The organism is Paraburkholderia ultramafica, from assembly GCF_902859915.1.
Taxonomy (GTDB): domain Bacteria; phylum Pseudomonadota; class Gammaproteobacteria; order Burkholderiales; family Burkholderiaceae; genus Paraburkholderia; species Paraburkholderia ultramafica.
On record NZ_CADIKK010000026.1, the window covers coordinates 43,860 to 67,445 of the forward strand.

The following is a 23,586-nucleotide window of genomic DNA, read 5'->3' on the forward strand; positions in this document are numbered from 1 at the left end:
CTACCCAGCGCAATCGCGCGCAGTGGACTTTTGCGGGGCTTTTGGGAACGTCTCCCTGAGAGATCGGGAAAAGCTCCCGCGCGGCTTACAGCCGCGTATGCGAAGCTTTACACACACACCAACAGAACGCGTTACGCGCCGATGCCGGTTCGCGGCGGCGCCACGCGCGGAAGCGCCGAGCCGGCGGGAGACAATCAATGAGCATGCGCTCACAAGCACGCCGCCGACGCCGCCTTCAGCGACGCGCTGGCATCACCCTCTGTTTCGGCGGCGCCCTCGCGAGTCTGTCCGCGGCTGCATGGGCGCAGGCCGAGCCGGCGGTCGCGGCGTCGTCGCCCACGGCTCCCGCAGCGTCCGCAGCGCCTGCCGGGTCCGATACCGCCGCAGCCAGCGCTACCCCGGTAACCACGCTCGCGCCGATTGTGGTGGTGGGCACCACGCCGCTGCTCGGCATCGGCACGCCACTCACACAAGTGCCGGCCAATGTGCAGACAGTCCACGCAGCGGATCTCGAACAGCAGCGTCGCGCGACGATCACTGATTATCTGGCGAAGAATCTGCCGAGCGTCGATATCGCTGACGCGCAAGGCAATCCGTATCAGATGAACCTCACCTATCGCGGCTTCACCGCGTCGCCGCTCTTGGGCACGCCGCAAGGTTTGTCCGTGTTCGTCGACGGCGTACGGGTGAACGAACCGTTCGGCGACGTGGTGAACTGGGACCTGATTCCGCAGCAGGCCATCGACACGATCCAGTTGATTCCCGGCTCGAATCCGACCTATGGATTCAACACGCTCGGCGGGGCGATCTCGATCACCACGAAAAACGGCAAGACCAACCCCGTCGGCGAGGCCGAAGTGACCGCCGGATCGTGGGGCCGCAAGACCGCGCAGATCGAACAGGGCGGCACCATCGGCCACAACCTCGACTACTACTTCACCGCCAACGCCGCGAACGACAACGGCTGGGCCGAGCAGAACTCGAGCCGCGTGCGGCAGGCGTTCGGCAAACTGCGCTATACCGACGCCGATACGACGCTGTCGTTGTCCGCGGGCGGCGCGGACAACGATCTGCATGGCACGCAAACCATTCCGCGCTCGTTCCTTAACAACTTCAAGCAGCCCTACACCTATCCCGACCAGAATCAGAACAGCGTCGGTTATGTGACGCTCGCGGGCGAGCATTACTTCAACGACCATGTCGAGCTGAGCGGCAACGCGTATTACCGGCACTTCCGCAACACCAACACCAGCAGCAACGTCAACAACGATTTCGGCACGGTGGACGAGAACGGCAATGTCGACACGGTGGAGGCGACCAACGAAAAGTCGACCGTGTCGACCGACGGCTACGGCGCGAGCCTGCAACTCACGCTGCTCGGCAAACTCGGCGGCATGGAGAACCAGCTGATCGCCGGCGTGGCCGCCGATATCGCCAGTTCGCACTTCACCCAGGCGTCGCAGGATGCGGCATTCACGGATTCGCGCGCGACGGTCGGTATCGGCGATTTCGTGCAGCAGACCGACGCCCGAACGCACAACAGCAACTACGGAATCTATCTGTCGGACACGCTGTCGCTGACCCCGCACTGGTCGCTGACGCTCGCGGGACGCTACAACTGGGCGGACGCCACGATCGGCGATTCGAGCGGCTTGCAGCCGCAGCTCGACGGCCACCATATGTTTTCGCGGTTCAACCCGGCCGTCGGCATCAACTGGAATCCGACACCGGCCTTGACGGCCTACGCGACCTACAACGAGGGCATGCGTTCACCGACCGCGATCGAGCTGGCCTGCGCCGATCCGGCCGCGCCGTGTTCGCTGCCGAACGACTTCATCTCCGACCCGGCGCTCAAGCCTGTGATCTCGAAGACCTATGAAATAGGCGCGCGCGGCAAAGTCGGCGCGGCCACGACCTGGAGCGCCGCCGCGTACAGCACGACGCTCGACAACGATATCGAGTTCATCAGCAGCAATGGTGCGGGGACTTCGCTGGGCTTTTTCCAGAACGTCGGCCGCACACGCCGGCAAGGTGTCGAACTGGCCGGCCAGAGCAAGTTCGGTCCGCTCGCCGTAAGCGCGAGCTATAGCTACGTCGACGCGACCTATCAGTCGACCTTTACCGAAAGCAGCCCAAGCAACTCCAGTGCCGACGCCGCCGGCAACATCACCGTCAAGCCGGGCAATCATATTCCGGGCATCCCGGCGACTACGGTGAAGCTGCGGCTCGACTACTCGGCTACCTCGAAATGGAACATCGGCACGAACCTCACATGGCGAGGCAGCATCTACGCGCAAGGTGACGAAAACAACCAGGACGTGAACGGCAGGATCTCCGGCTATCTGCTGATCGATCTGGACTCGTCCTACCAGGTGACCAGGCAGTTGAAGGTCTTCGCATCCGTGACGAACCTGCTCGACAAGCGCTACGCAAGTTTCGGCGCGCTCGGTCACAACTTCTTCAACGGCCCCAACCACACCTTCGACGGCGCGAACCCGGTCAACGAGCAATTCGTCGGCCCGGGTGCGCCGAGAGGCGTATGGGTGGGGTTGCGCTATGCGTGGAAATAGCGCCGCCGCGCAAGATCGAATCGTTCAGTGCGATTCGATCGAGCCGTCGCTATGTGGATACGTGACGATGCCCCACGCGAGCGGTAACTCGCCGATCTGCTTGATCGGCTGATAGCTCTTCGCGTCGAGCACATAGACCGCATCGGAGCGCCCGCACGCCACCATCAGCTTCGCGCCGTCAGGCGTGAAGCTGAAGTGCCAGCAGCGCTGCCCGACCGGCACATCGGCGACATGTTCGTAGGTGTGGCCGTCGAAAACCTGCACCGTCTTGTCGCGCGCCGCGGCAACGAAAAGCCGCTGGCCGTCCGGACCGAACGCTACGCCATACGGTCCGAGTTTGGTATCGATGGTGTTGAGCACCTGAAAAGTGTGCGCGTCGATCACGACGAACTTGCTGAGCGACTCCAGCGTGACCACATAGTGCTTGCCGTCGGGCGACAGGCGGATGCCGCGCGGACGGCCGCCGGCGGCAAGCTTCACGGTCCGGATCGGCGCACCCGTGCGCGCGTGGTAGACCGACACGGTATCGTCGCCTTCGTTGGTGACGAGCATCGTCTGGCCGTCGCGGGAGAATTCGATGCCTTCGGTTTCGTGACCGCTCGTCACCGAGCGAATCACGCGCCACGTTTTCATGTCGACGATCGCGATTTCCGCGGGCGGTTTGTTGGCGTCGTCGCCGTCCGCTCCGGGCTTTCCATCCGGCTTGCCGCCCGCCTTGGCTCCCGGCGGCCCGCCATCTTCGCCGGGTTCGTACGTCACGTAGGCGTACCCGTTGTGCACCCGCACATACTCGGGATTCTTGCCGATCTTCACGCGTTGGACGACCTCGCCCGACGCCGTGTCGATCACCGCCAGATCGCCCGTGTTCTTGTTGGCGACCAGAAGGCGTGTGCCGTCCGCGTTCAGGCTCAGGCCGCGCGGGCCGTCCGCGCCGACCGGAAACGTTTTGGCAAGCGTCATCTGATCGAGATCGATCACGCCGACGCCGGCCTTCTCGCTCGTCACATAGGCAAGCGGCGCGGCGGCGTGCGCGGCGCTCGCGGCCAGCGCGAGCGCGGCAGCCAGCGCGATGGAACGGCGTGGTCTTCTGGTGGGATTGCGTGTCTCCAGCATTGTTTTGTACTCCGTGGTGAAATCGCTGCTCCGCGATAGCTCGCGTCATCCGTTCAAAGTATCCCACCGGGCGCTTGTTTGACAACGAACATCGGGCGGGAGATTTTCCCGAATTGCTTCGACACGGCTGCCAACGGTTCTAAAACCCAGGGCGCGGGAGGACAATGATTGCGGAGGTGGCCATCGGTTTCGAACTGCACGGATCCCGCGCATCATGCTGGCGATTGAGCCCTTGCCTGGCCGCGATAGTGATGCTGCAACTTGCGATAGCAAACCCTGGAAACCGTATGATCCCCGCGACGCGTTACCGTCGTGTTGTGATCGTGCTGGTCGCTGTGATCGGCGCGCATCTGGTTTTGCTGTTCGCCACACTGGCGACACGCGACAGAACAGTCGAGCGGCCTGTCGAACCGCGAACCATCACCGCCGTGCTGTTGAGCGCCGAGCCCGAACCGGTGGCACCGACCGCGCCCGCCGCTGCTGTCGCTCCAACACCGCCGATACCGCCGGCGGTCGCGCATCCCGTCGCTCGCGTCAGGCCGGCGCCGCAGCCTCAACCGCAGCCGCGCGTGCCACGCAGCGCACCAACGCCAGCACCAGTCACCCCTCCCCAGAGCGCCGCGCCATCCGCCACCACGCAGCCGGCCCCCGTTGCAGCGCTCCCTGCGCCTGCGGCGCCCATGACGGCGGCATCCGCGCCCGCTGCCGAACGTTCGGCTCCCGCATCCACTGCGCCGAAGAACGTCTCGCATGTCGATTGCACGATCCCGAAACCGGACTATCCCGACATCTCGAAGCGGCGTGGCGAGAACGGCACCGCCATCGTGCGATTCGTCGTGGGCCTCACCGGCCGTATCGAAACGGTGCAACTGCAAACCAGCAGCGGCTATGCGCGGCTCGACGAGGCCGCGCTCGCCGCCGTTCACGCGAGCGTCTGCCAGCCCTATAGCGAAAACGGCGCCCCGGTTCGGGCCGCGTATTCGCAGTCGTTCGTCTTCGGACTGACCGACTGATTCCGCCACTGAGTCACAGGACAAAGGAAACGACCATGCAGCATTACGGACTCGCGAATGTCTGGGAAACGGGTGATGTCGTCACGCGCTGCATTCTGAGCGTGTTGCTGATCATGTCGGTCATGTCATGGACGGTGATCATCGTCAAGCTATCGCAGGTGATGCGGCTCAGGCGCGTGACCCGGCAGAGCGATACACGCTTCTGGAGCGCGGACCGGTTTGAAGACGGGTTGAGCAGTCTCGGTCATCCCGGCTCGACAGCGCGCGACAATCCTCTGCTCGCACTCGCGCTCGCGGGCCACGAAGCCGCGACGCACCATCGGCAGACCCAGCAGCATCTGCACGACCGTATCGACGTATCCGACTGGATCACGCGGCGCTTGCAGGACACGATGGACGATACGATCGCGCGCCTGCAAAGCGGCCTCGCGATCCTCGCGTCGATCGGCAGCACGGCGCCGTTTGTTGGGCTCTTCGGCACCGTCTGGGGCATCTATCATGCGCTGATCGTGATCGGCGAGACCGGCCAGACCTCGATCGACCACGTGGCGGGACCGGTCGGCGAGTCGCTGATCATGACGGCTTTCGGGCTTTTCGTGGCGATTCCCGCCGTGCTCGGCTACAACGGCCTGACGCGCGCAAACCGCACGATCGTCGCCCGCTTGAAGCGCTTCGCGCATGGACTGCACGCGTACTTCCTGACCGGGTCGCAATTGCCGTCGAGTGCCGGCCCGCAGATGCACGCCGTGCCGCGCAGCGAAAGCGCAACCCATGACGGAGCCTTCAGATGGCAATGAGCCCGTTCTCCGACGATGACGAACAAGGCCTGATGAACGAGATCAACATGACGCCGCTGGTGGACGTCATGCTGGTCTTGCTGATCATTTTTCTCGTCACCATTCCCGCCATGCAGCATGCGGTCAGGATCGACCTGCCTCGGGCGAGCAGTCAGCCGGAAGCAGTCAAACCCGCGCACGTGGACGTTGCAATAGACGCGGACGGTTCGATTCTGTGGGACGGTCAGGCTGTCACCGACGACAGCTTGCGCGCGCGGATCGCGCAGGCCGCCCATGCGACGCCTCAACCGGAACTGCATCTGCGTGCCGACCGGAAAGTGCCTTATGAACGGGTCGCCGATGTGATGTCGGCCGCGCAGACAGGCGGTCTGACGAAGATCGGCTTCGTGACCAACCCGCAGCCGAGGAAATAGCGCGGCGCCTCCTCGCACGTTCTTGTCGACGTGAGCACCTAAAGAGTGGCTTATCGAAGGCGAAAGAATCTCTGAATTCAAATCGGCCTATGGCTCCGCTATCGTGATGCGTGTCTGAACGGCATATCACCCTGGCGAGGACCGGACGATGCAAGCCCTTATCTTCGACGTCGACGGCACGCTCGCCGACACCGAGACCGCTCATCTGCACGCATTCAATGCCGCCTTCGCGGAGACCGGGCTCGACTGGTTCTGGGACGAGGCGCTCTACGCACGCCTTCTCAAGGTGGCCGGCGGCAAGGAACGCCTGCTGCATTACTGGCGCACTGTCGAGCGCGAAGAGACCGAGGGCGCGAAGGCGCTGGAAGTCGTCGAGGCAGTCCACGCGATCAAGACCCGCCACTACACCGAGCGGGTGCGCGCCGGTGGCTTGCCGCTGCGCCCCGGCATTGCGCGTCTGATGGAGGAGGCGAACGCGGCCGGCATTGGTGTGGCCATCGCGACGACCACGACACCCGCCAACCTGGACGCACTGCTGCAAGTCCATTTTGGCGCAGCCTGGCGCACGCGCTTCGCGGCGATTGGCGATGCCGGCACCACGCATGCGAAGAAGCCCGCCCCCGACGTCTATCAGCATGTGCTTGCGCAGCTCGGTCTGCAGCCAGAGGCTTGTCTCGCCTTCGAGGACTCCAGCAACGGTTTGCTTGCGGCCCGCGCCGCGAATGTTCCGACCGTCGTCACGCCGACGGGGTACACATCGCAGGACTGCTTCGAGGGCGCGCTGGCCGTCCTGCCTCACCTCGGCGATCCGCAGACGCCGATCCTTCAGCCCGTGCGTGGCGAACCGCATCGCTGGGTGAATCTGGCGACGCTGCGCCGCTGGCACTGGAACGCTGCGTCGCGCGTCGATCCGACTCCCTTCGTGGCGCTCAACGCGGATCTATCATGAACGAGTTCGCCATGGTAACGGGCAGCCACAGCAACGCAGTACTGATCGATCTGGACGGCACGATGGTCGACACAGCACCGGACATCGGCGCCGCCGTCAACCGTATGCTGGAGGACTTCGGTGCAACGCCGCTGCCGTTCGACACGGTGACCGGATTTATCGGCAACGGGGTGACCAACCTCGTGCGGCGCTCGCTGGAAACGGCAGACATCGACAAGCGCTTCGACATCGAGCGAGCCCAGCTCGTGTTTGAACAGCACTATGCCCATACCAACGGACAGTTGGGCCAGGTGTTTCCAGGCGTGACGGCCGGTCTGCGCGAATTGCGGCTAAGAGGGTATCGGAGCGCCTGTGTGACCAACAAACCGCAGGCGCTGGCTGCATCGCTACTCGCCAGAACCGGCCTCGCCAACTATCTGGACGTGCTGGTCGCGGGCGATACGCTAGCCAGCATGAAGCCCTCTCCCGAGCCCCTGTGGCACGCGTGCCGCCTGCTCGATGTCGACCCCGGGCACTGCGCTATGGTTGGCGATTCGCCTGTCGATGTCGCGGCCGCACGCGCAGCCGGTCTGCCTGTATTCATCGTCAGCTATGGTTACGCCGGCGAGAGCGGCGCCGGCGCATTGCGCGGCGATGCGCTGATCGACTCGTTCGAAGCGTTGCCGGCGATGCTTGCGCAGAGGCGGCTCACGACGCACTCGTAGTAACGGCCGGGTTTGAACCTCGTGTACCGGCTTTTTTTTAAATGCCGTGACTAGCTCGCGGACAGCAGACCCGTTACCCGCTCCGATTTCGTTTGCACCGCGATATCTTTTGCCGTCATTCCCCGATTGTCCTTCAACGACCCGTTCGCGCCGCGTGCGAGCAGCAGTTGGACCGTATCCGCGCGATCGTATCCGGCGGCCCACATCAGTGCAGTCAGATCGTTCTTGTAGATGCGATTCACGTCGACCCCGGCATCGAGCAACTGATTCACAACCTTCGTTTGTCCCTGGCCGGCCGCATACTCCATCGCGGTCTTGCCGACGCGATCCGTCGCGAGAAGATCCGCACCATGCGCCAGCAGAAGCGCGACGATTTCATCGAAGCCGCCGAATGCCGCCGCCATCAACGGCGTGACGCCCGGCGCGCTCGCGTGCTGGACGTTCGCGCCGTGTTCGATCAGCGTGCGCGCCATCGCCGCATCGCCTTTCTTGCACGCGGTGATCAACGCCGTGTCGCCGATGCGGTTCATCGAGTCCACCGCTGCGCCGCGCTGGAGTGCCGACAGAAGCGACTGCTGGTCGTCGTCTTTTGCGGCGGCAAGCAGTTGCCGGTTCGTCTCGGCGTCGACCTGCGCATGCGCGAGCGCGCACACGCCGGATGCAGCGGCAAGCAAAACGGCAGTGACGATATAGCGGGTGAGCGTTTCTTTCATCGTGTGTCTCCTTCCTGCTACTGGAGATTGTTGACGTAGGCGGCCAGATTGCGGATGTCTTCGTCGGTCAGATTGCGCGTCACACTGGCCATGTTGCCCGCATCGTTGGTGCGCGTGTGCGAGCGGAAGTCCCGCAATTGCTTGACGATGTACGGATACAGCTGACTGGACACACGCGGAATCTCGTTCTGGCCTGAAAAGCCGCCCAGATGGCACATCGTGCAGAGCACTTCGGCGGATTTCTTCCTTCCCGCCTCGATGCTCGCGCTATCCGATTTGAACGGAACGGGCACCAGCGTTTGCGCGGCAAAGTAGTCGGCGAGGTCCTGCATGTCCTCGCGCGACAGGTTGGCCGCCATCGGCGACATGCGCGGATCGCTGCGCCGTCCCTCCTTGAAGTCCTTCAGTTCCAGATAGATATAGCGCGCCGTTTGACCTGCAAGAATCGGATAGTCCGGATTGGTCGAATTGCCCATCGGCCCATGGCAGGCCACGCACACTTGCGCTTTCGCCTTGCCCGCCTCGGCGTCGGCTTGCGCGTTCAGCGGCAGCCATGCGGCTGTGAACCAGCCGCACAGCAGGGCTACCCATGTGCGGCGGCGCGGCGCACGAGGCGCTGCCCGCAGCGTCGGCACCGTCATGGCAACGCGAAGACGAGCACGGTGTTGCCGCGCTTGAAGTCGAGTTGCGTATTGCCGCCCGCCGCGACCGCGACGTACTGCTTGCCGTGCACCGTGTACGACACAGCGGGCGCATTGACGCCGGCGCCGCACTGGTACTCCCAGAGCTTCTTGCCGGTGGAGGCGTCGAACGCGCGGAACAGGCCGTTGCCTTCGCCGTTGAAGACGAGGCCGCCCGCCGTCGCGAGCACGCCGCCGATCAGCGGTTGTTCGGTTTTGTAGTCCCACGCGACCTTACCCGTGTCGACGTTCACGGCGGACAGCTTGCCCCATTGCTGTTCGGACGGAATCACCTTGAACGCGCCGCCCAGCCATAGCTTGCTGCCGCCCGGATAGGCCGCTTCCTCGACCTGATACGTCATCGGCTGATGCAGATTGGCCGCGTAGACGAGGCGCGTCTGCGGATCGAACGCCATCGGCGACCACTCGACCCCGCCGTTCGCGCCCGGCAACATGCGCGCGCCGGCGGCGGTCGGCAACGTCCACATGTTCTCTTGCGGAATCATCGCCTGCGAATAGCGGATCAGCCGTCCGGTGGCGCGATCGTGAACGTACACGTGACCGGTCTTGCCGGCGTGCACGATGCCTGGAATCATCTTGCCGTCGTTGTCGCGCACGTCGATCAGAATCGGCGGGCTCGCGGCGTCCAGGTCCCAGACGTCATGCGGCACATACTGGTAGTGCCATTTGTATTTGCCGGTGTCCAGATCGATCGCGACGAGCGAATCCGTATAGAGATTGTCTCCCGGACGGATCGAGCCATACAGGTCCGGCGACGGATTGCCCACGACGAAGTACACCGTATGCGTTTGCCGGTCGATTGCCGGCGTCATCCAGACACCGCCGCCGAGCGTCTTGTAGAAGTCGCCGCCCTTCGCGGCAAGTTGCTTCTTCTCCGCATCGATGTCGCGCTTTTCATCGCGGCCGGTTGCGTCCTTGGTGGCCCACACGCCTTCCTGGCCGGTTTCCGGAATGGTATAGAACGTCCACAGCAATTGGCCGGAATTCGCATCGAACGCTTTGACGAAACCGCGAATGCCATATTCGCCACCGTTGGTGCCGATCAGTACCTTGCCGTCGACGACCGCCGGCGCCATCGTTTCCGAGTAGCCCTGATCGGGATCGGCGATCGTGCTTTGCCACAACACGTTGCCGGTTTTCGCGTCGAGCGCGACGAGTTTCGAATCGAGGGTGCCCATGTAGAGCCGGTCACCCGAGATGGCCACGCCGCGGTTGTTAGGCCCGCAACAGAACGTCGTGACCGGACCCATCTTATGTTTGTAATGCCAGAACTCCTTGCCGGTTGCGGCATCGAGCGCGTACACATGGTTGAACGACGTGGTGATGAACATCACACCGTTCGTCACGATCGGCGCCGTTTCCATCGACTCGTTGACGGCGGTCTGGAATATGAACGCCGGTCTGAGCTTCGACACGTTCGTCCGGTTGATTTGTGCACCGCGGTAATAGCGTGTCTGCGCGTACGAGCCGTTCGAATGCAGCCAGTCGGCCGACCCAGTGGCGGCGCGGTCGAGTTGTTCCTGGCTCACGGGTTGAAGCGTCGAGGGTACTGGCGAGGTCGTCGTCGTCGAACTGTTTTGAACTTCGTCGGCGGCGTAAGCGGCGGGTAAGCCGAATGCGATGGCGAGCAGGGGCAGGCCAACGACACCGGGGATACGGTTGAATGGCATGAGCGTCTCCTTGGCTTCTTATTGTTCAAGAACCGCTGCGCAGGAGTGCGACATTCATTCACGCGCCCGATGGCGTGGAAAGGCAGGATGGCGCAACCCTCTCAAACAACAAAAGCGTACGATTTAGTACCGTTGATTGCTTTGTCAGGACGGGTCGGCTCCGCACAGGCGAACGAGGTGATGCACTGGTCCCCAAAAGGCCGGCTCGTTTAAGCGTAGGCGATGCGATCCAGATTTTCTAGACTCTCGTTGTGCTTTTATGACACGTGACTTTATACGTATGACGATTTCGCTGCGATGCGGTTTTGCCGCTCGCGCAGCGCAACCGTTGCGCGATCATCCACACTGATCCGCGACGTCGCGGGATTGGCGAGTGTGTCCGAGGGCACGGACCGTCTGACTGATTGGCCGGGGCGTGGCCCTTCGATACAGAACGACGCCGCCCCGGACGACGCATCACTGGCCGACGGGGCGCACGATCAACTGGTTGTTCACCGCTGTCACACCTGGCACGCCTTGCGCCGTGCTCAACGCGAGCGCCACCTGCGACTGCGCCGGCACCCAGCCCTGCAATGTGACCACGCCGTCGCGCGCACGCACGGCGATCCCCGAGGTGGCCAGACCTTTCGTATGGGCCAGTGCGCGACGCACCTGCTTCTGCAATTGCCGGTTGGCGGTCCGCGCCGCGCTCGAGCCTGGAGCGGCGCTCGCGAGCGGCGCTGAAGCCGCTTCGCTGCCGCCCTGTGCATAGGCGGTGAGTGCGGTCAGCGCGACGAGCGCGCCACCGATATAACGTGCTACGAGAATGGATTTCATGTTCTTGTCCTGTGAACCTGACGCGACAGCATCAGATCGTCATACCGCCATCGACAGACAGCGTGGTGCCCGTCACGTATGCCGCCTGCTCCGAAAGTAGCCAGAGCACCGCATCGGCCACCTCGTGAGGCTGGCCGATCCGGCGCATCGGAATCATGTCGTCGAGCAAGTGAACGTCGCCATGGGTCGATCGCATATAGTTCGGTGTTTCGGTCGCGCCCGGACACACCGCGTTGACGCGGATGTTGCGGTCCGCGTACTCCTTCGCCACGGCGCGGGTCAGCCCGACCACCGCGTGCTTGCTTGCAACGTAGTGAGCGATCCCGTTCATGCCGCGCAGGCCGAAGATCGACGCGTTGTTGACGATGGCGCCGCCGCCGCTGCGCAGCATGGCTTCAACCTGATACTTGACGCCGTAATAGACTCCCTTGAAGTTCAGATCGATCACCCACTCTGATTCCTCGACCGAAGTCTGGTCAATCGGCTTGAAGTCGGCGTGGCCGCCCGCGTTGTTGAACGCGAAGGCGAGTCTGCCGAAACGCGACTCGACAAAGGCCACGAGCGCCTCGTTGTCCTCGCGACGCGACACGTCGGCACAACGGATTTCCGCCTGGCCGCCCGCGCGCACGATTTCGTCGCGCACGGCCGCGAGCTTGTCTTCGCTCCGGCCGGCGAGCACGACGAGCGCCCCCTCGCGCGCCAGCGCGAGCGCCGCCGCGCGGCCCATGCCCGAACCGCCGCCGGTCACGAGTCCCACCTGGTCTTTCATGATCATGTTTAGCTCCGTCACCTCGTTCAGGCCGCCACTGCGACCTGCAGATCGCGCCGCAATACGACGGGCGCTCCGCCATGCATCTTCTTGTTGATCCACGCAGACAACGCCGAGTCCATGTAGTCGGCATGGCCAGGAAACCAGTCCGCCAATGCCTGTGCCAGACGCTTTACATCGTGCAGGCCGACTTCACCCACGGCAGCGAGTGCGTTCACTTTCTGCACCGCGTCCAGCACTCGTTGATGCTCGTCGAGATGGCAATCCGCAGCCGGAAAGCCGGACTTCTCCATCCATGCCTGCTCGATCGCGAAGTGGGACAGCAGATGCGCGTCCACGGCCTGCAGACAACCGAGCGCGGTATGCTGCGTACAGTCGGCGAGCGCCGTCACCACTTCGACAAACTCTTCATGCGCCGCGTCGATCGGCGCATGGCCAAGCAGCATCGCATCGCTCCATTCCAGCGTTTCGGCGCGTCGTGCCGTAGGCGGTCCGTCCTGCGGACGATCCTCTTGCTGACTCATCGGTTACTCTCCCACTTCGTTGTTCGACACCGACCGGCTTGCTTACCTTGCGGCGCCGATCAACACCGCCACCATGACCGCCGGCACGGTGCCGCGATTGCGCCACGCATGCCGTGTCCCGTTCTGAACCACGATGTCACCCGCCTTCAGATGGCGAATCTCGCCGTCATCGAGTTCGAGCCACAGTTCGCCCGACACGATGATGTCGTAATCGACCGTCGTGGTGCGGTGCATGCCCGAGCCGTCCGGCTCGAAGGCCTGCGCAAGACCCGGCAGATGCGCCTCGTACTCCTGAGCGGCTGCGACCGGGTCGAAGTCCACGGAATCGAGCGCGCTATCGGGCGGAAACTGCACAACCAGCAGGCGCGTGCCATGCGGATCGGGCACGACCGGCCGGATCTCGACCACCGGGTCGCGGCCGTCATACGGGAGCGCCGCTACGCCTTGCAGCGTCGCCCATGCGAGCGTGGTCTGAAAGCCAGGTACAGCAGCATAGTCATGCGTGCTGGGGACGGGGCCATCCGAGGCGAAGACCGACTTGCCGTTTTTCTCGCCTGTCACGATGCGTCTTACCATGATGTTCTCCTGATTGATTCGGGGTTATTCACTGAACGACAACGACGTTGACGAAACCGCCCGCCCGCTTTTCCGCTTCCGCGAGAGCCTCGTTCGCCTGGTCCAGGCTATAGCGGTGATGTTCGAATACGCTCAGGTCGAGCGTGCCGGCCGCGGCCATCGCGGCGAGGTCCTGGCCCTCGGCAACCGAGAACCAGAGCGATCCGACGATGCTCACCTGCGCACACATCATTTCGTGCAGGTTCATGGGCAACGGATCAGTCATGGCGCCGATCTCGACGAGCCGGCCGCCGCGCCTGAGCGCCGCGATACTGTCGAGCGTCACCTGATGCGACGCACCCGGCGCGATCGCGTCGACCACCGCATCGACACCCACACCGCCGGTTTGCTCGCGCGCCCAATCGGCCAGCGATCCCTGGCCATACGAAAACGTGCTGATACGCTGCGGGTCGAGTGCGCGCACGCGCTGGAGAAACGCCTCGTTGCGGGCGACGCACAGAATGCGCGTCGCGCCCATCGCCCGCGCGATCTGCACGGCACCGAGCCCCAGCGTGCCGCTTGCTCCCACGATCAGCACAGTCCTGCCCGCGCCGACACCGGCCTTGCGCAGCCCGGAGTACGCGGTGCCGAGGTAGCCGAAGCGCGCTGCCTGCTCGAAGCTCACCTGCTCCGGCAGTTTGACAAGCCCGTCGGCTGGCGCCGTCGCGAACTCGCTGAAGCCGCCGTACGGGTATTGCCGATACATCTGCTTCGATTGCGGGCCAAACCCGAAGTAGCCCTGAAACGTGAACGCCACGCAGTTGATCGGCTCGCCGATCCGGCACGCGTGACACGATCCGCACGAGCGGCCCGGGTTGATGTAGACGCGCTCGCCCGGCGCGATGCCAGTCACGGCGCTGCCTACTTGCGCGACCACGCCGGCGGCATCGAGTCCGTAGATCGCGGGCAGGTCCGGCACCGTGAGGTACGCACGCTCGCCGTAATTGCTCATCACGTTGCGCAGGTTCGGCACGACGCCGGACGCCTTCACGTCGACGAGCACATCGGTCGAGCGCAGCAGTTCGGGGCGCGGGATCGTGTCCAGCACGAAGCGGCCGGCGGGTTCATGAACACGCATTGCACGCATCTTAGAGGTCGTATTCATCGTTACGTCTCCTGTAGGGATCAGATGAGTCATGACCGGCTCGCGCCAGCTGTGAAGCGAGGTGCTGGAATCGGCAGCAAGCCGGACGCAGCACCTGCGCAGGTTCGTTGTGTCGTCAAAACACGTGCAGCAGTCCGATGTCCACCGCCGTCTGGCGGCCGCCCGATGCTGGGCCGGGCACCAGCGAAATCCATGCGGGACCGCCGGAGGCCTGCTGAAGAGCGAGTGCCGAATAGATGCTCGTGCGCCTGGACAGCGAATAGATCAACGACAGCGTTTCCTGATGGGCCTTTTGACCTTTCAGGACGTCGTTACCCTTCATGTATTGATACGCGAGATTCGCGTGCAGGAACGGCGAGACGGTCCAGTTCACATCGGTCTCGTACACCGAGACACGCGCACCGTTCTCTGTGTTTTGTGTGCTCGTATACATCGCGGCCAGCACGGTCGGGCCCACGGCCCACGAAGCGGCGAGCCCCATGTTGCGGATGCCGTCATTGCCGTTGTTCAGCTCGGGATATTTGACGTAGGTGTACGCGCCGTTCAGTGCCACGGCACCAATGTGGTAGTTGAGCCCGAAGCTCTGCGCGCTGTTCTGGCCGAACGAACCGGCCTGCCCACCAAAGCTGTACTGGGCCCCGGCCGACAGACCGCCAATCGTGGGGCTCATGTACTTGACGGAGTTCTCGATTGGCGCGCCGAGCGTGCGGTCGAAGTCGAATGAGTTGTTGCCCGGCGGCCCCGGTATATTCAGCCCCGAAAACGAACCCTGCCGCAGGCTCATCGAATTGACGAAGGGAAATGCGGAGCCCCAGTGATCGACGACCAGCGAATAGAACATGAAGTCGATCTGGTTGCCGGCCGTCAGCGTGCCCCACCTGTCGTCGCGCAGACCCACATAGGTCTCGTGGCCGAAAAGCCCGTTGACGGATGCACCGTTGTTCAGGCTGAACATGCCCTCCAGCTTGAATATCGCTTTCAACCCGCCGCCCAGATCTTCCGTTCCGCGAAAGCCAAACAGGTTGGGGGCGATCGTATCCGGGTCGGCCAGCCAATTGCTATGGCCGCCCACGTTCGATGCGTACATCACCCCGGTATCGATGATTCCGTAGATTTCCACGCTGCTTTGTGCATGAGCGTTTGCAGCGATTGCCATTCCAATCAGTAGTACAGAGTTCCTTACCTTCACCGCAGTCTCCTCTCTATGGTCAATAGTCTTCATTGCGGCTGCTCGCCGGCTGCCTGCCGTCATCTCATGCGCGCCACGGCCCGAAGCGGCACTTCGCATCGCTCGGCGAATACGTGGCGTGAGACGCAGGACTCGATGGCCTGCGCCCCCCGGAGTCCGCCACATCGCCAGGGACTACCCTGATGCGGCGCTAGCCTCCGATGTGACTCCCCATCCCTCGTACAGGCCGCTGAGCACCGTCCCGCCGGCCTTCGCCAGCTCTCAGGCGATTCATGATCGATCGCCTGACGATCAATTCACGACGAAAGATTGATTGAAAACAAATTGACTGTCAATTTGTGTTTGCGTAATCTTCGCTCGCAGCATCGGATGCGGCACGCATGGCGAACCGCCGAGGGCTGTACAAAATCAGCGCTCGTGAGCCTTCACGACGCCCTCCGTTCACACACCAGGAGCCCCCAATGAGCGACACGCCCATCGTGCGCCGGCGCAGCACCGGCCAGAGACTGAACGAGATCAGCGACGCCCGCGTCAACGACGCGAAAGTTCAGAGCCAATACCAGCCCTACAAGGACGCGGCGTGGGGATTCATCAATCACTGGTATCCGGCGCTGTTCAGTCATGAACTGCCGGAAGATGCGGTGGAAGGCATCCAGATTTGCGGCGTGCAGATCGTGCTGCGCCGCGTGAACGGCAAGATCCATGCGCTGAAGGACCAGTGCGTGCACCGCGGCGTGCGCCTGTCGGCCAAACCGATGTGCCTCACCAAGGACACCATCAGCTGCTGGTACCACGGCTTCACGTTCGATCTCGAAAGCGGCAAGCTCGCGACGATCGCCGGCAATCCGGACGACAAGCTGGTTGGCACGACGGGCCTCACGACCTACCCGGTCGAGGAAGTAGCGGGCATGATCTTCGTCTTCGTGCGCGAGGACGACTATCCCGACGAAGACGTGCCGCCGCTTGCGCACGACCTGCCGATCCGCTTCCCGGAGAACGACGAGCGCTTCCCGCACCCGCTGTGGCCGTCCGCGCCGAGTCTGCTGGACAAGGACATTGTTGCCTACGGCATGCACCGCACCGGCTACGCGAACTGGCGCATCGCCTGCGAAAACGGCTTCGACAATGCGCACATCCTCGTCCATAAGGACAACGCGATCATTCACGCGAAAGACTGGGTGCTGCCGCTAGGCATCGTGCCGACCGCGGACGACTGCATCGCGCCGGTCGAAGACGAGAACGGCCCCAAGGGTCTCGTGCAATGGCTCTTCACCGAGAAATGGAATCCCATCCTCGAGAACCAGCGGGTCGACCTGAAGATCGAGAATGTGAACGCCCGTCCGTACCGCACCTCGGTGTTCCTGCCTGGCGTGCTGATGGTCGAGAACTGGCCGGAGGAGCATGTCGTTCAGTTCGAGTGGTATGTGCCGATCACCGACGACACCTACGAGTACTGGGAAATCCTCGCGCGTGTGTGCCCGACCGAGAAAGAGCGCAAGGACTTCAAGTATCGCTACGACTATCTGTTCAAGCCGCTGTGCCTGCACGGTTTCAACAACTGCGATCTGTATGCACGCGAAGCGATGCAGGACTTCTACGCGGACGGCACCGGTTGGGATAACGAACAACTGGTCTCGACGGATGTCTCGCCGATCACGTGGCGCAAGATCGCATCGCGCTGGAATCGCGGCATCGCCAGGCCGGGCCGTGGGGTCGACGGCACCATCAAGGCGTCGAGCATCCGCATGAAGCGGACGGCAGACGGCAAGCGTCCCGCCTACTTCGTCGAAAAGATTGAAGAAAACCAGTAATCACAGCAGCACTGAAGGTATCCGTATGTCTTCCGTTAGAAACGTCACATTCAACTTCCGCGACGGGAAAGCGACATCGGTTGCCGTGCAGCAGGGCGAGAGCGTGCTGGACGCCGCTCTCGCGGCAGGCATCCCGGTCATCCACCAGTGTCGATCGGGATCCTGTTCCAGCTGCATGGCAAAGCTTGTCGAAGGCCGCGCCGGCATGCGTGCCGGCGCCAGTTCGACGCTCCTGCGCAGCGAATACGACGCCGGCGACCGCCTGCTGTGCCTGACCGAAGCCGAAACCGACTGCACGTTCGCGCTGAACTACGCAAGCGATGCCGGCGCCACCCAGGCGGTGCAGGCGCATGCGTTCGTCGATAGCGTCGACAAGGTGGCAACGAACGTCGTGCGCCTGCGGCTCGAACTGGCCGAAGGCGCCTGGCTCGACTTCAAGCCGGGGCAGTTCATTCAGGTGCGCGTACCGGGCACGAACGTCACGCGCAGCTACTCGCCCGCCAGCACCGCGTCCGATCTGCCGAAGATCGAACTGCTGATTCGCGTGCTTGAAGACGGCGTCATGTCGAAGTGGCTCGAACTCGACGCAAAACCCGACGACGTCCTCGAAATCGAGGGACCGTTCGGCAGTTTCTTCCTGCGTGAGAAGGTTCCTGCGCCACACATCATGGTCGCGGGCGGCACGGGCCTCGCGCCGATCCTGTCGATGATCGACAGCCTGCGCCGCCAGCCCGGCCGCAAGCCGCCGATCCTGCTGAGCTTCGGCTGCGCGACGCCTGAGCAGCTCTTCTGCCTTGATGACCTGGAGCTGCGCAAGCAATGGCTGCCGAATCTCACGACGCGGATTTCGGTAGACCATCACGCCAGCGGCGACCTGCTGGCCGGCAATCCCGTCGACGCGATTCGCGACGCCGACGTGACCCATGAGAACGCCGTGGCCTATCTGTGCGGGCCGCCGCGCATGATCGAGGCCGCGACGACGAAGCTCGTGACGCTCGGCCTGCGCCCGGAAAACATCTACGCCGAACAGTTCGCACCGTCGAACTGACCACGCGCATCGCAGCAGAATCTGGAGGTATCACTCGTGGTCAGCACCACCCCATTGCCCTTTTCTCCCGAGCAGCAGGCCTGGTACGCGAAGGCCTGTGCAAAACTCGACGCACGGCGGCTGCAAGCGCTGCTGTTCGATCTCACCGACATCCACAGCCCAACCGGAGCGGCACGCGAAGCGAGCCAGTTCATGGCCCGCCATCTGTCGAACGTCGGCATGAACGCCAGCTACCGGCCCATGAACGAGCGGACCGGCAATGTCGTCGCCGAGAAGCGCGGCAGCGGCGGTGGCGCGGCGCTGATGCTGTACGCACCGATTGATACCCACCTCGAAGGCGACGCCAGTGACGACCCGTGGGTCGGACCGCCCGACTACGCGGACCTCAAGCCACAAGCCCGCAGCGAGGGTGACTGGGTCTACGGCCTCGGCGCGTCGAACCCGAAAGGCATGATCGCCACGCTAACCGAAGTGGCGACCGCACTGATCGAAGCCGAGGTGCCGCTGATCGGCGACCTGATCGTCGCGATGGCGGACGGCGGCATGCCGGTCGATCTCGCCGCGCGCGACCATGCCGGCATGTCCGCCGGCGTCACGCACCTGCTGAGCCGCGGCGTCGCGCCCGATTTCGCGATCGTGATGAAGCCCTGGAACTGGGTTTATCACGAGGAGCCTGGCATGGGCTGGTTCAAGCTGAAGGTCAAGGGCACGCTGGGCTACGCCGGTGTGCCGCGCGAAACGCCGGGTTTCCGCAGCTCGGTCGTGCCGGCCGCGCACGTGATTCTCGAACTCGAGCAATGGCTGATCGACTATGCCGAGCGCAATACGTCCGGCGCCGTCAAGCCGCATGGCTGGATCTCGGGCGTGCGCGCGGGCTGGCCTGAGCGTCCTGCGTTTCCTTCGGCCGTCACCGAAATTTTCTTCGATATCCGAATCAATCCGCGTACCACACCGGGTGACGTGAAGGCCCAGTTCGCCCAGTTCGTCGCTGCGCTGCGCGAACGTCATCCGGATTTCGATCTCGACTGGGAAATGTACGGCTCCGTCCCCGGCGGCACGACCTCGCCGGCGAACTGGATCGTCCAGTCCGCACGGCGCGGCTGGGAGCATATCGAACAGCGCGCGCATCCGACACCCGACCTGCTCGGCGGCCAGACCGATGGCGCCGCGTTGCGCCGCTTCGGCATTCCGACCGCGCGGATCGGCTGGCCCTGGCCCGCCGAAGGCTCGCCGCTGCCAGTGGCCGAGGGACTCGGCGGCATGGGCGCGACCTATGTTCCCGACCTGATGCCTTGCGCGCACAAGATCATGTACGCGGTGATCGACACGCTCACCAGGCAGCGCGCGGAGCTCGGACTTCGATCCGCGCATTTGAGCGCGGAGGCAGATTGACCATGTCCCGTTCAGACCTGCACTACCTTGAAGCCGGCGAGCTCGCGCGCCTGATCGCCGCACGCGAGATCTCTCCGGTGGAAGTCACGAGCGCGATGCTCGAGCGCATCGAGCGGCTCGACACCACACTGCATAGTTACGCGCACGTGATGCGCGAGGAGGCCCTCGTCGCGGCGCGCAAAGCCGAGCGGAAATTGCTGGCAGGCGAGCACCTCGGCCCGCTGCACGGCGTGCCTGTAGCGGTAAAGGACCTGTATTGGAGCGCGGGCTCGCCGACCGCGGCCGGCACGACAATCCATCGCAGCTTCGTCCCATCCGAAGATGCCACTGCCGTCAAGCGGCTGCGCGATGCCGGTGCAATCCTGCTCGGCAAGCTCCAGCTCACGGAGGGCGCATTCGCGACCCACCATCCGGAGATCGCCGAGCCGGTCAATCCGTGGCATGCGGGCCATTGGGCCGGCGCTTCGTCGAGCGGCTCCGGCGTCGCGACGGCCGCGGGCCTGTGCTACGCGGCGCTTGGCACGGATACGGGCGGCTCGATTCGTTTCCCGTCGGCGGCCAACGGTCTCACGGGAATCAAGCCGACATGGGGACGTGTGAGCCGTCACGGCGTGTTCGCGCTCGGCCCCAGTCTCGATCACGCAGGACCCATGGCCCGCAGCGCCGCCGACGCCACGTTGCTGCTCGGGGCGATCGCCGGCCACGATCCGCTGGACCCGACCTCGCTGCCCGAGCCGAAGCTCGCCTTGCCCGAAAGCGCGCACGATCTGCAAGGACTGAAGGTCGGCATCGATCCTCAGTGGAACAACAACGGCACCGACGAAGTCATCGTGCGCGCGCTCGCGCAGGTCGTCGAGGTGGTCACGTCGCTGGGCGGCAGGGTCGAGGAGGTTCGCTTTCCCGAGGTACGCACGGTCGTCGATGAATGGCAGATCAACTGCGGCGTCGAAGTGGCAGTGGCTCATGCCGAAACGTATCCGCGGCTCTCAGCGGATTATGGGCCTGCGCTCACCCGCCTCATCGAGATTGGGCGTGAAACCAGCGGGACGCAGTATCAACAGGTCCTGCTGAACCGCGCCGCGCTGCGCGGAAAAATCAACCACCTGATGGCGCGGATCGATCTTCTGATCGTGCCCGTGCAGCCGTTCGCCGCGCCGACCCACGAGCAACTCGGCGCACTCGCTCAGGATCCGGAACTCAACGCCCGCCTGATCCAGTTCAGCGCGCCGTTCAACTCCAGCGGTCATCCTGCGATCACGCTGCCATGCGGACTCACCGCGAGCGGCATGCCGATCGGCTTCCAGTTCGTCGCCGCGCATGGCGCCGAGGCGCTGCTGTGCCGCGCCGGCATCGCGTTCCAGAACGCCACGGACTGGCATCGACGCCATCCGGCGCTGTAGCGCTCGCGCGAGCCGGCGTGCCGCGCGGGTGCCGGCGGCTTCTCCCCGCTCAGGCCGACTTGCGTGAACTTTTCGGCTTCGGCGGCGGCTCGTCGGTTTGCGGCGTGATGGTCGCCGAATCGCGCGCCGCCTCTTCATAGATGCCTGTCAGGAGGGACATGAAGCGCGCGCCGCGATCGAACTTCTCGGCGACATCGGCGATCTCCTCGAGGCGCTTGATCAATATCTCTTCCCGGACCTTGTAGTACTCGTCAGTGAGCTTGACGCCGAGTTCGCTCGCCTTGTACGAGTAGGTCTTGCTGTTCTTGTCCTTGAGCTTTTCGATCAGCCCGACGGACTCCAGCTTGCGCAGGCTGTATTGAATGTTCGGGATATCGTCCCGATTCATCAGCCGGGCAATCGTCGCGCTGTTCTTCGGGCGATCCTGCATGCGGATCACGTGCAGGATCACGTGCTCCTGATACTTGATATCGACATCGGCGGCGATCGTGATCATGCCGGTCGTCTGGACGAAACGCGAAAACGACTCGTAAAAACGGATCAGCGCCCACTCGAACTCTGTCGCCTTGTATTCCATGTCCGATTTTGCGAGGTGCCAGCCGCGGTAGAACTTGGGTTCCATGCTTCGATCAACCTTTGATGATTTAAACAGCCAATGCCGCTGGGCGGCGGCACGGGCGCGTGAATAGGTTTCGTGCGCCACGCGTGGTCCTGGCGGTGGGCCGTGGTCTGCTGGCCGGAAACGCACGCGAGGGATTGGCTTGCCGAATTCTTTATCAACTACCGATTGGTTTTGAATCGATAGTGTACCAATCCTCGAACGGTATGCTGCGCGAAGGTGGAAGCCGCCAGCGCGGAGAACGGTCCTGAACCCGGGCGGGGCGAACGGCGGTTGAGACCGAACGTGCCGCAGGTTATCGCGCGTTGTCAGCCCCCGCTTCCCGAGCAAGCTGCAACCGGTGCCTTCGCGGCCGCTCTCGCGCCGTGATTGATCCTCGATTGGAATGATTCATATCCCGTTCACCTGTCTTATCGAAGCGGTACGGAATGGATAAATTCCACTTCAACGAATCGACACCCCAGTCGGACGTCAAGCTCTCAGTACCGTTAAAGGAAAGATCATGGCTCATCTGTTCACTCTGAAGAAGGTCGGCGCTTATACCCTTTCGCATCGTGTCGTTCTTGCACCGATGACCCGCATGCGCACCATCCAGCCCGGCGACATCCCCAGCCCGATGATGGCCGACTTCTACGGCCAGCGCGCGTCGGAAGGCGGCCTCGAAATCATCGAAGGCGTCAGCATCTCGGTACCGGCCCGCTCTTATCTGGGCGCTGCCAGCTTCTATCACGACGGTCAGACGGAAGGCTGGAAGGCCATTGCCAACGCCATTCACGCCAAAGGCGGCCGCGCTTTCATGCAGCTCATCCACGGCGGCCGTCAAAGCCACGTCGACATGACGGGCGGCGTCGCGCCGGTGGCCCCCTCGGTCGTCCCGTTCGAAGGCGTGGCGTTCACCAAAGACGGTTTCGTTCCGGCTTCGCCGCACCGTGCGCTCGAAATCGAAGAGATCCCCGGCATCATCGAAGAATTCCGCGTCGCGGCCCAACGTGCGCTCGATGCCGGCTTCGATGGCGTCGAACTGCATGGCGCGAACGGCTATCTGGTCGACCAGTTCATCCAGGACGGCACCAACAAGCGCACCGACGCATACGGCGGCCCGATCGAGAATCGCGTGCGCTTCCTGCGCGAAGCCGTCGAAGCGCTGATCTCGGTGTGGGGCGCCGACCGGGTTGGCGTACGGATCTCACCGTCGGGTCAATGGGGCGGCATCTCCGACAGCAATCCGGAAGCAACCTTCAGCTACGTGGCGCAAGTGCTCGACGGCTACAAGCTGGCCTATCTGCACGTGATCGAGCCGCGCATCAAGGGTGACGACACGCTGCACGAAGATCATCCGCCTGTTGCCGTGAAGTATCTGCGTCCGCATTTCAGCGGTCCAATCATCGCCGCCGGCGGTTTCGACGGTGCAAGCGCCGAAGCGATCGTGGCCGCTGGCGATGCAGACCTGGTCGCGTTTGGCCGTCACTTCTCGTCGAACCCGGACCTGCCGTACCGTCTGCAACACAAGCTGCCGCTTACACCGTATGTACGCGCTGCCTTCTGGGGCGGCGACGAAAAGCATTACTCGGATTTCCCGGCCTGGTCGCCTACGCTTGAACCCACCGAGGCCGAGTGACTCAAAGCCTCACCCTTCATTCACCCCGCAATTTCTG

The 23,586-nt window shown here is 63.6% G+C and carries 22 protein-coding genes; 11 read left to right on the top strand and 11 right to left on the bottom strand.

Annotation, left to right across the window (positions count from 1 at the left end; genetic code table 11):
• Positions 1 to 197: 197 nt before the first annotated feature.
• Positions 198 to 2,570, top strand: coding sequence for a TonB-dependent receptor (locus tag HV744_RS24845; protein ID WP_175152029.1), 2,373 nt, complete (start codon positions 198 to 200; stop codon positions 2,568 to 2,570).
• A 24-nt stretch (positions 2,571 to 2,594) separates the two neighbouring features.
• Here HV744_RS24845 and HV744_RS24850 read toward each other — a convergent pair whose 3' ends face one another.
• The gene (locus HV744_RS24850; RefSeq protein WP_175152030.1) at positions 2,595 to 3,683 is read right to left on the bottom strand and encodes a YVTN family beta-propeller repeat protein; all 1,089 of its coding nucleotides are present in this window, start codon (positions 3,681 to 3,683) and stop codon (positions 2,595 to 2,597) included.
• Positions 3,684 to 3,970: 287 nt separating this feature from the next.
• Between HV744_RS24850 and HV744_RS24855 the strand changes: the two genes are divergently transcribed.
• The 5 genes from HV744_RS24855 to gph all read left to right on the top strand — a co-directional run bounded on the left by HV744_RS24855 (position 3,971) and on the right by gph (position 7,559).
• A complete protein-coding gene (locus HV744_RS24855; protein ID WP_246279185.1) occupies positions 3,971 to 4,696 on the top strand; it encodes an energy transducer TonB in 726 nt (241 codons plus the stop codon).
• A 35-nt stretch (positions 4,697 to 4,731) separates the two neighbouring features.
• Positions 4,732 to 5,493 carry a MotA/TolQ/ExbB proton channel family protein gene (locus tag HV744_RS24860; protein WP_175152031.1) on the top strand — a complete coding sequence of 254 codons (762 nt, stop codon included), beginning with the start codon at positions 4,732 to 4,734 and terminating at the stop codon, positions 5,491 to 5,493.
• Positions 5,484 to 5,906 (top strand): ExbD/TolR family protein, encoded by a 423-nt coding sequence (locus HV744_RS24865; protein ID WP_175152032.1) that lies wholly within the window; start codon positions 5,484 to 5,486, stop codon positions 5,904 to 5,906. The genes HV744_RS24860 and HV744_RS24865 overlap by 10 nt, the downstream gene beginning before the upstream one ends.
• A gap of 148 nt (positions 5,907 to 6,054) precedes the next feature.
• Positions 6,055 to 6,855, top strand: a complete 801-nt coding sequence (locus tag HV744_RS24870) for an HAD family hydrolase (RefSeq protein WP_175152033.1) — start codon at positions 6,055 to 6,057, stop codon at positions 6,853 to 6,855.
• Complete coding sequence (gene gph, locus HV744_RS24875; protein ID WP_246279186.1) at positions 6,852 to 7,559, top strand: phosphoglycolate phosphatase; 708 nt, start codon at positions 6,852 to 6,854, stop codon at positions 7,557 to 7,559. Before HV744_RS24870 ends, gph begins: the two co-directional genes overlap by 4 nt.
• Before the next feature lie 50 nt (positions 7,560 to 7,609).
• Here the strand turns inward: gph and HV744_RS24880 are convergent, their stop codons facing one another.
• The 9 genes from HV744_RS24880 to HV744_RS24920 all read right to left on the bottom strand — a co-directional run bounded on the left by HV744_RS24880 (position 7,610) and on the right by HV744_RS24920 (position 15,628).
• Positions 7,610 to 8,272 (bottom strand): ankyrin repeat domain-containing protein, encoded by a 663-nt coding sequence (locus tag HV744_RS24880; protein ID WP_175152034.1) that lies wholly within the window; start codon positions 8,270 to 8,272, stop codon positions 7,610 to 7,612.
• A gap of 17 nt (positions 8,273 to 8,289) precedes the next feature.
• Positions 8,290 to 8,913 (bottom strand): c-type cytochrome, encoded by a 624-nt coding sequence (locus tag HV744_RS24885; RefSeq protein WP_175152035.1) that lies wholly within the window; start codon positions 8,911 to 8,913, stop codon positions 8,290 to 8,292.
• Positions 8,910 to 10,643 (bottom strand): pyrroloquinoline quinone-dependent dehydrogenase, encoded by a 1,734-nt coding sequence (locus tag HV744_RS24890; RefSeq protein WP_175152036.1) that lies wholly within the window; start codon positions 10,641 to 10,643, stop codon positions 8,910 to 8,912. Before HV744_RS24890 ends, HV744_RS24885 begins: the two co-directional genes overlap by 4 nt.
• Before the next feature lie 456 nt (positions 10,644 to 11,099).
• Entirely contained in the window at positions 11,100 to 11,459 is a 360-nt protein-coding gene (locus HV744_RS24895) for a BON domain-containing protein (RefSeq protein ID WP_175152037.1), read from the bottom strand.
• A gap of 31 nt (positions 11,460 to 11,490) precedes the next feature.
• Positions 11,491 to 12,234 carry an SDR family NAD(P)-dependent oxidoreductase gene (locus HV744_RS24900; protein WP_175152038.1) on the bottom strand — a complete coding sequence of 248 codons (744 nt, stop codon included), beginning with the start codon at positions 12,232 to 12,234 and terminating at the stop codon, positions 11,491 to 11,493.
• Positions 12,235 to 12,254: 20 nt separating this feature from the next.
• Positions 12,255 to 12,752 carry a bacteriohemerythrin gene (locus HV744_RS24905; RefSeq protein ID WP_246279187.1) on the bottom strand — a complete coding sequence of 166 codons (498 nt, stop codon included), beginning with the start codon at positions 12,750 to 12,752 and terminating at the stop codon, positions 12,255 to 12,257.
• 42 nt (positions 12,753 to 12,794) lie between these two features.
• Positions 12,795 to 13,328: a cupin domain-containing protein gene (locus HV744_RS24910; protein ID WP_175152039.1), complete on the bottom strand. Its 534-nt coding sequence runs from the start codon at positions 13,326 to 13,328 to the stop codon at positions 12,795 to 12,797.
• Positions 13,329 to 13,356: 28 nt separating this feature from the next.
• Positions 13,357 to 14,472 (bottom strand): alcohol dehydrogenase catalytic domain-containing protein, encoded by a 1,116-nt coding sequence (locus HV744_RS24915; protein ID WP_217469155.1) that lies wholly within the window; start codon positions 14,470 to 14,472, stop codon positions 13,357 to 13,359.
• Between the two features lie 115 nt (positions 14,473 to 14,587).
• Entirely contained in the window at positions 14,588 to 15,628 is a 1,041-nt protein-coding gene (locus HV744_RS24920; protein WP_246279188.1) for a porin, read from the bottom strand.
• A gap of 494 nt (positions 15,629 to 16,122) precedes the next feature.
• On the opposite strand from HV744_RS24920, the gene HV744_RS24925 reads away from it, so the two are divergent.
• From HV744_RS24925 to HV744_RS24940, 4 genes are read left to right on the top strand one after another with little or no spacing between them, the layout of a single operon-like run.
• Positions 16,123 to 17,472 carry an aromatic ring-hydroxylating dioxygenase subunit alpha gene (locus tag HV744_RS24925; RefSeq protein ID WP_175152041.1) on the top strand — a complete coding sequence of 450 codons (1,350 nt, stop codon included), beginning with the start codon at positions 16,123 to 16,125 and terminating at the stop codon, positions 17,470 to 17,472.
• Positions 17,473 to 17,497: 25 nt separating this feature from the next.
• Positions 17,498 to 18,520, top strand: coding sequence for a ring-hydroxylating dioxygenase ferredoxin reductase family protein (locus HV744_RS24930; protein ID WP_175152042.1), 1,023 nt, complete (start codon positions 17,498 to 17,500; stop codon positions 18,518 to 18,520).
• Positions 18,521 to 18,556: 36 nt separating this feature from the next.
• Positions 18,557 to 19,912 (top strand): M20 family metallopeptidase, encoded by a 1,356-nt coding sequence (locus tag HV744_RS24935; protein WP_175152043.1) that lies wholly within the window; start codon positions 18,557 to 18,559, stop codon positions 19,910 to 19,912.
• A 2-nt stretch (positions 19,913 to 19,914) separates the two neighbouring features.
• The gene (locus HV744_RS24940; RefSeq protein ID WP_175152044.1) at positions 19,915 to 21,312 is read left to right on the top strand and encodes an amidase; all 1,398 of its coding nucleotides are present in this window, start codon (positions 19,915 to 19,917) and stop codon (positions 21,310 to 21,312) included.
• A 49-nt stretch (positions 21,313 to 21,361) separates the two neighbouring features.
• Here HV744_RS24940 and HV744_RS24945 read toward each other — a convergent pair whose 3' ends face one another.
• Positions 21,362 to 21,934 carry a winged helix DNA-binding protein gene (locus HV744_RS24945; protein ID WP_175152045.1) on the bottom strand — a complete coding sequence of 191 codons (573 nt, stop codon included), beginning with the start codon at positions 21,932 to 21,934 and terminating at the stop codon, positions 21,362 to 21,364.
• 499 nt (positions 21,935 to 22,433) lie between these two features.
• On the opposite strand from HV744_RS24945, the gene HV744_RS24950 reads away from it, so the two are divergent.
• On the top strand, positions 22,434 to 23,549 hold the full coding sequence (locus HV744_RS24950) for an alkene reductase (protein ID WP_175152046.1): 1,116 nt from the start codon (positions 22,434 to 22,436) through the stop codon (positions 23,547 to 23,549).
• The last annotated feature ends 37 nt before the right edge of the window (positions 23,550 to 23,586 follow it).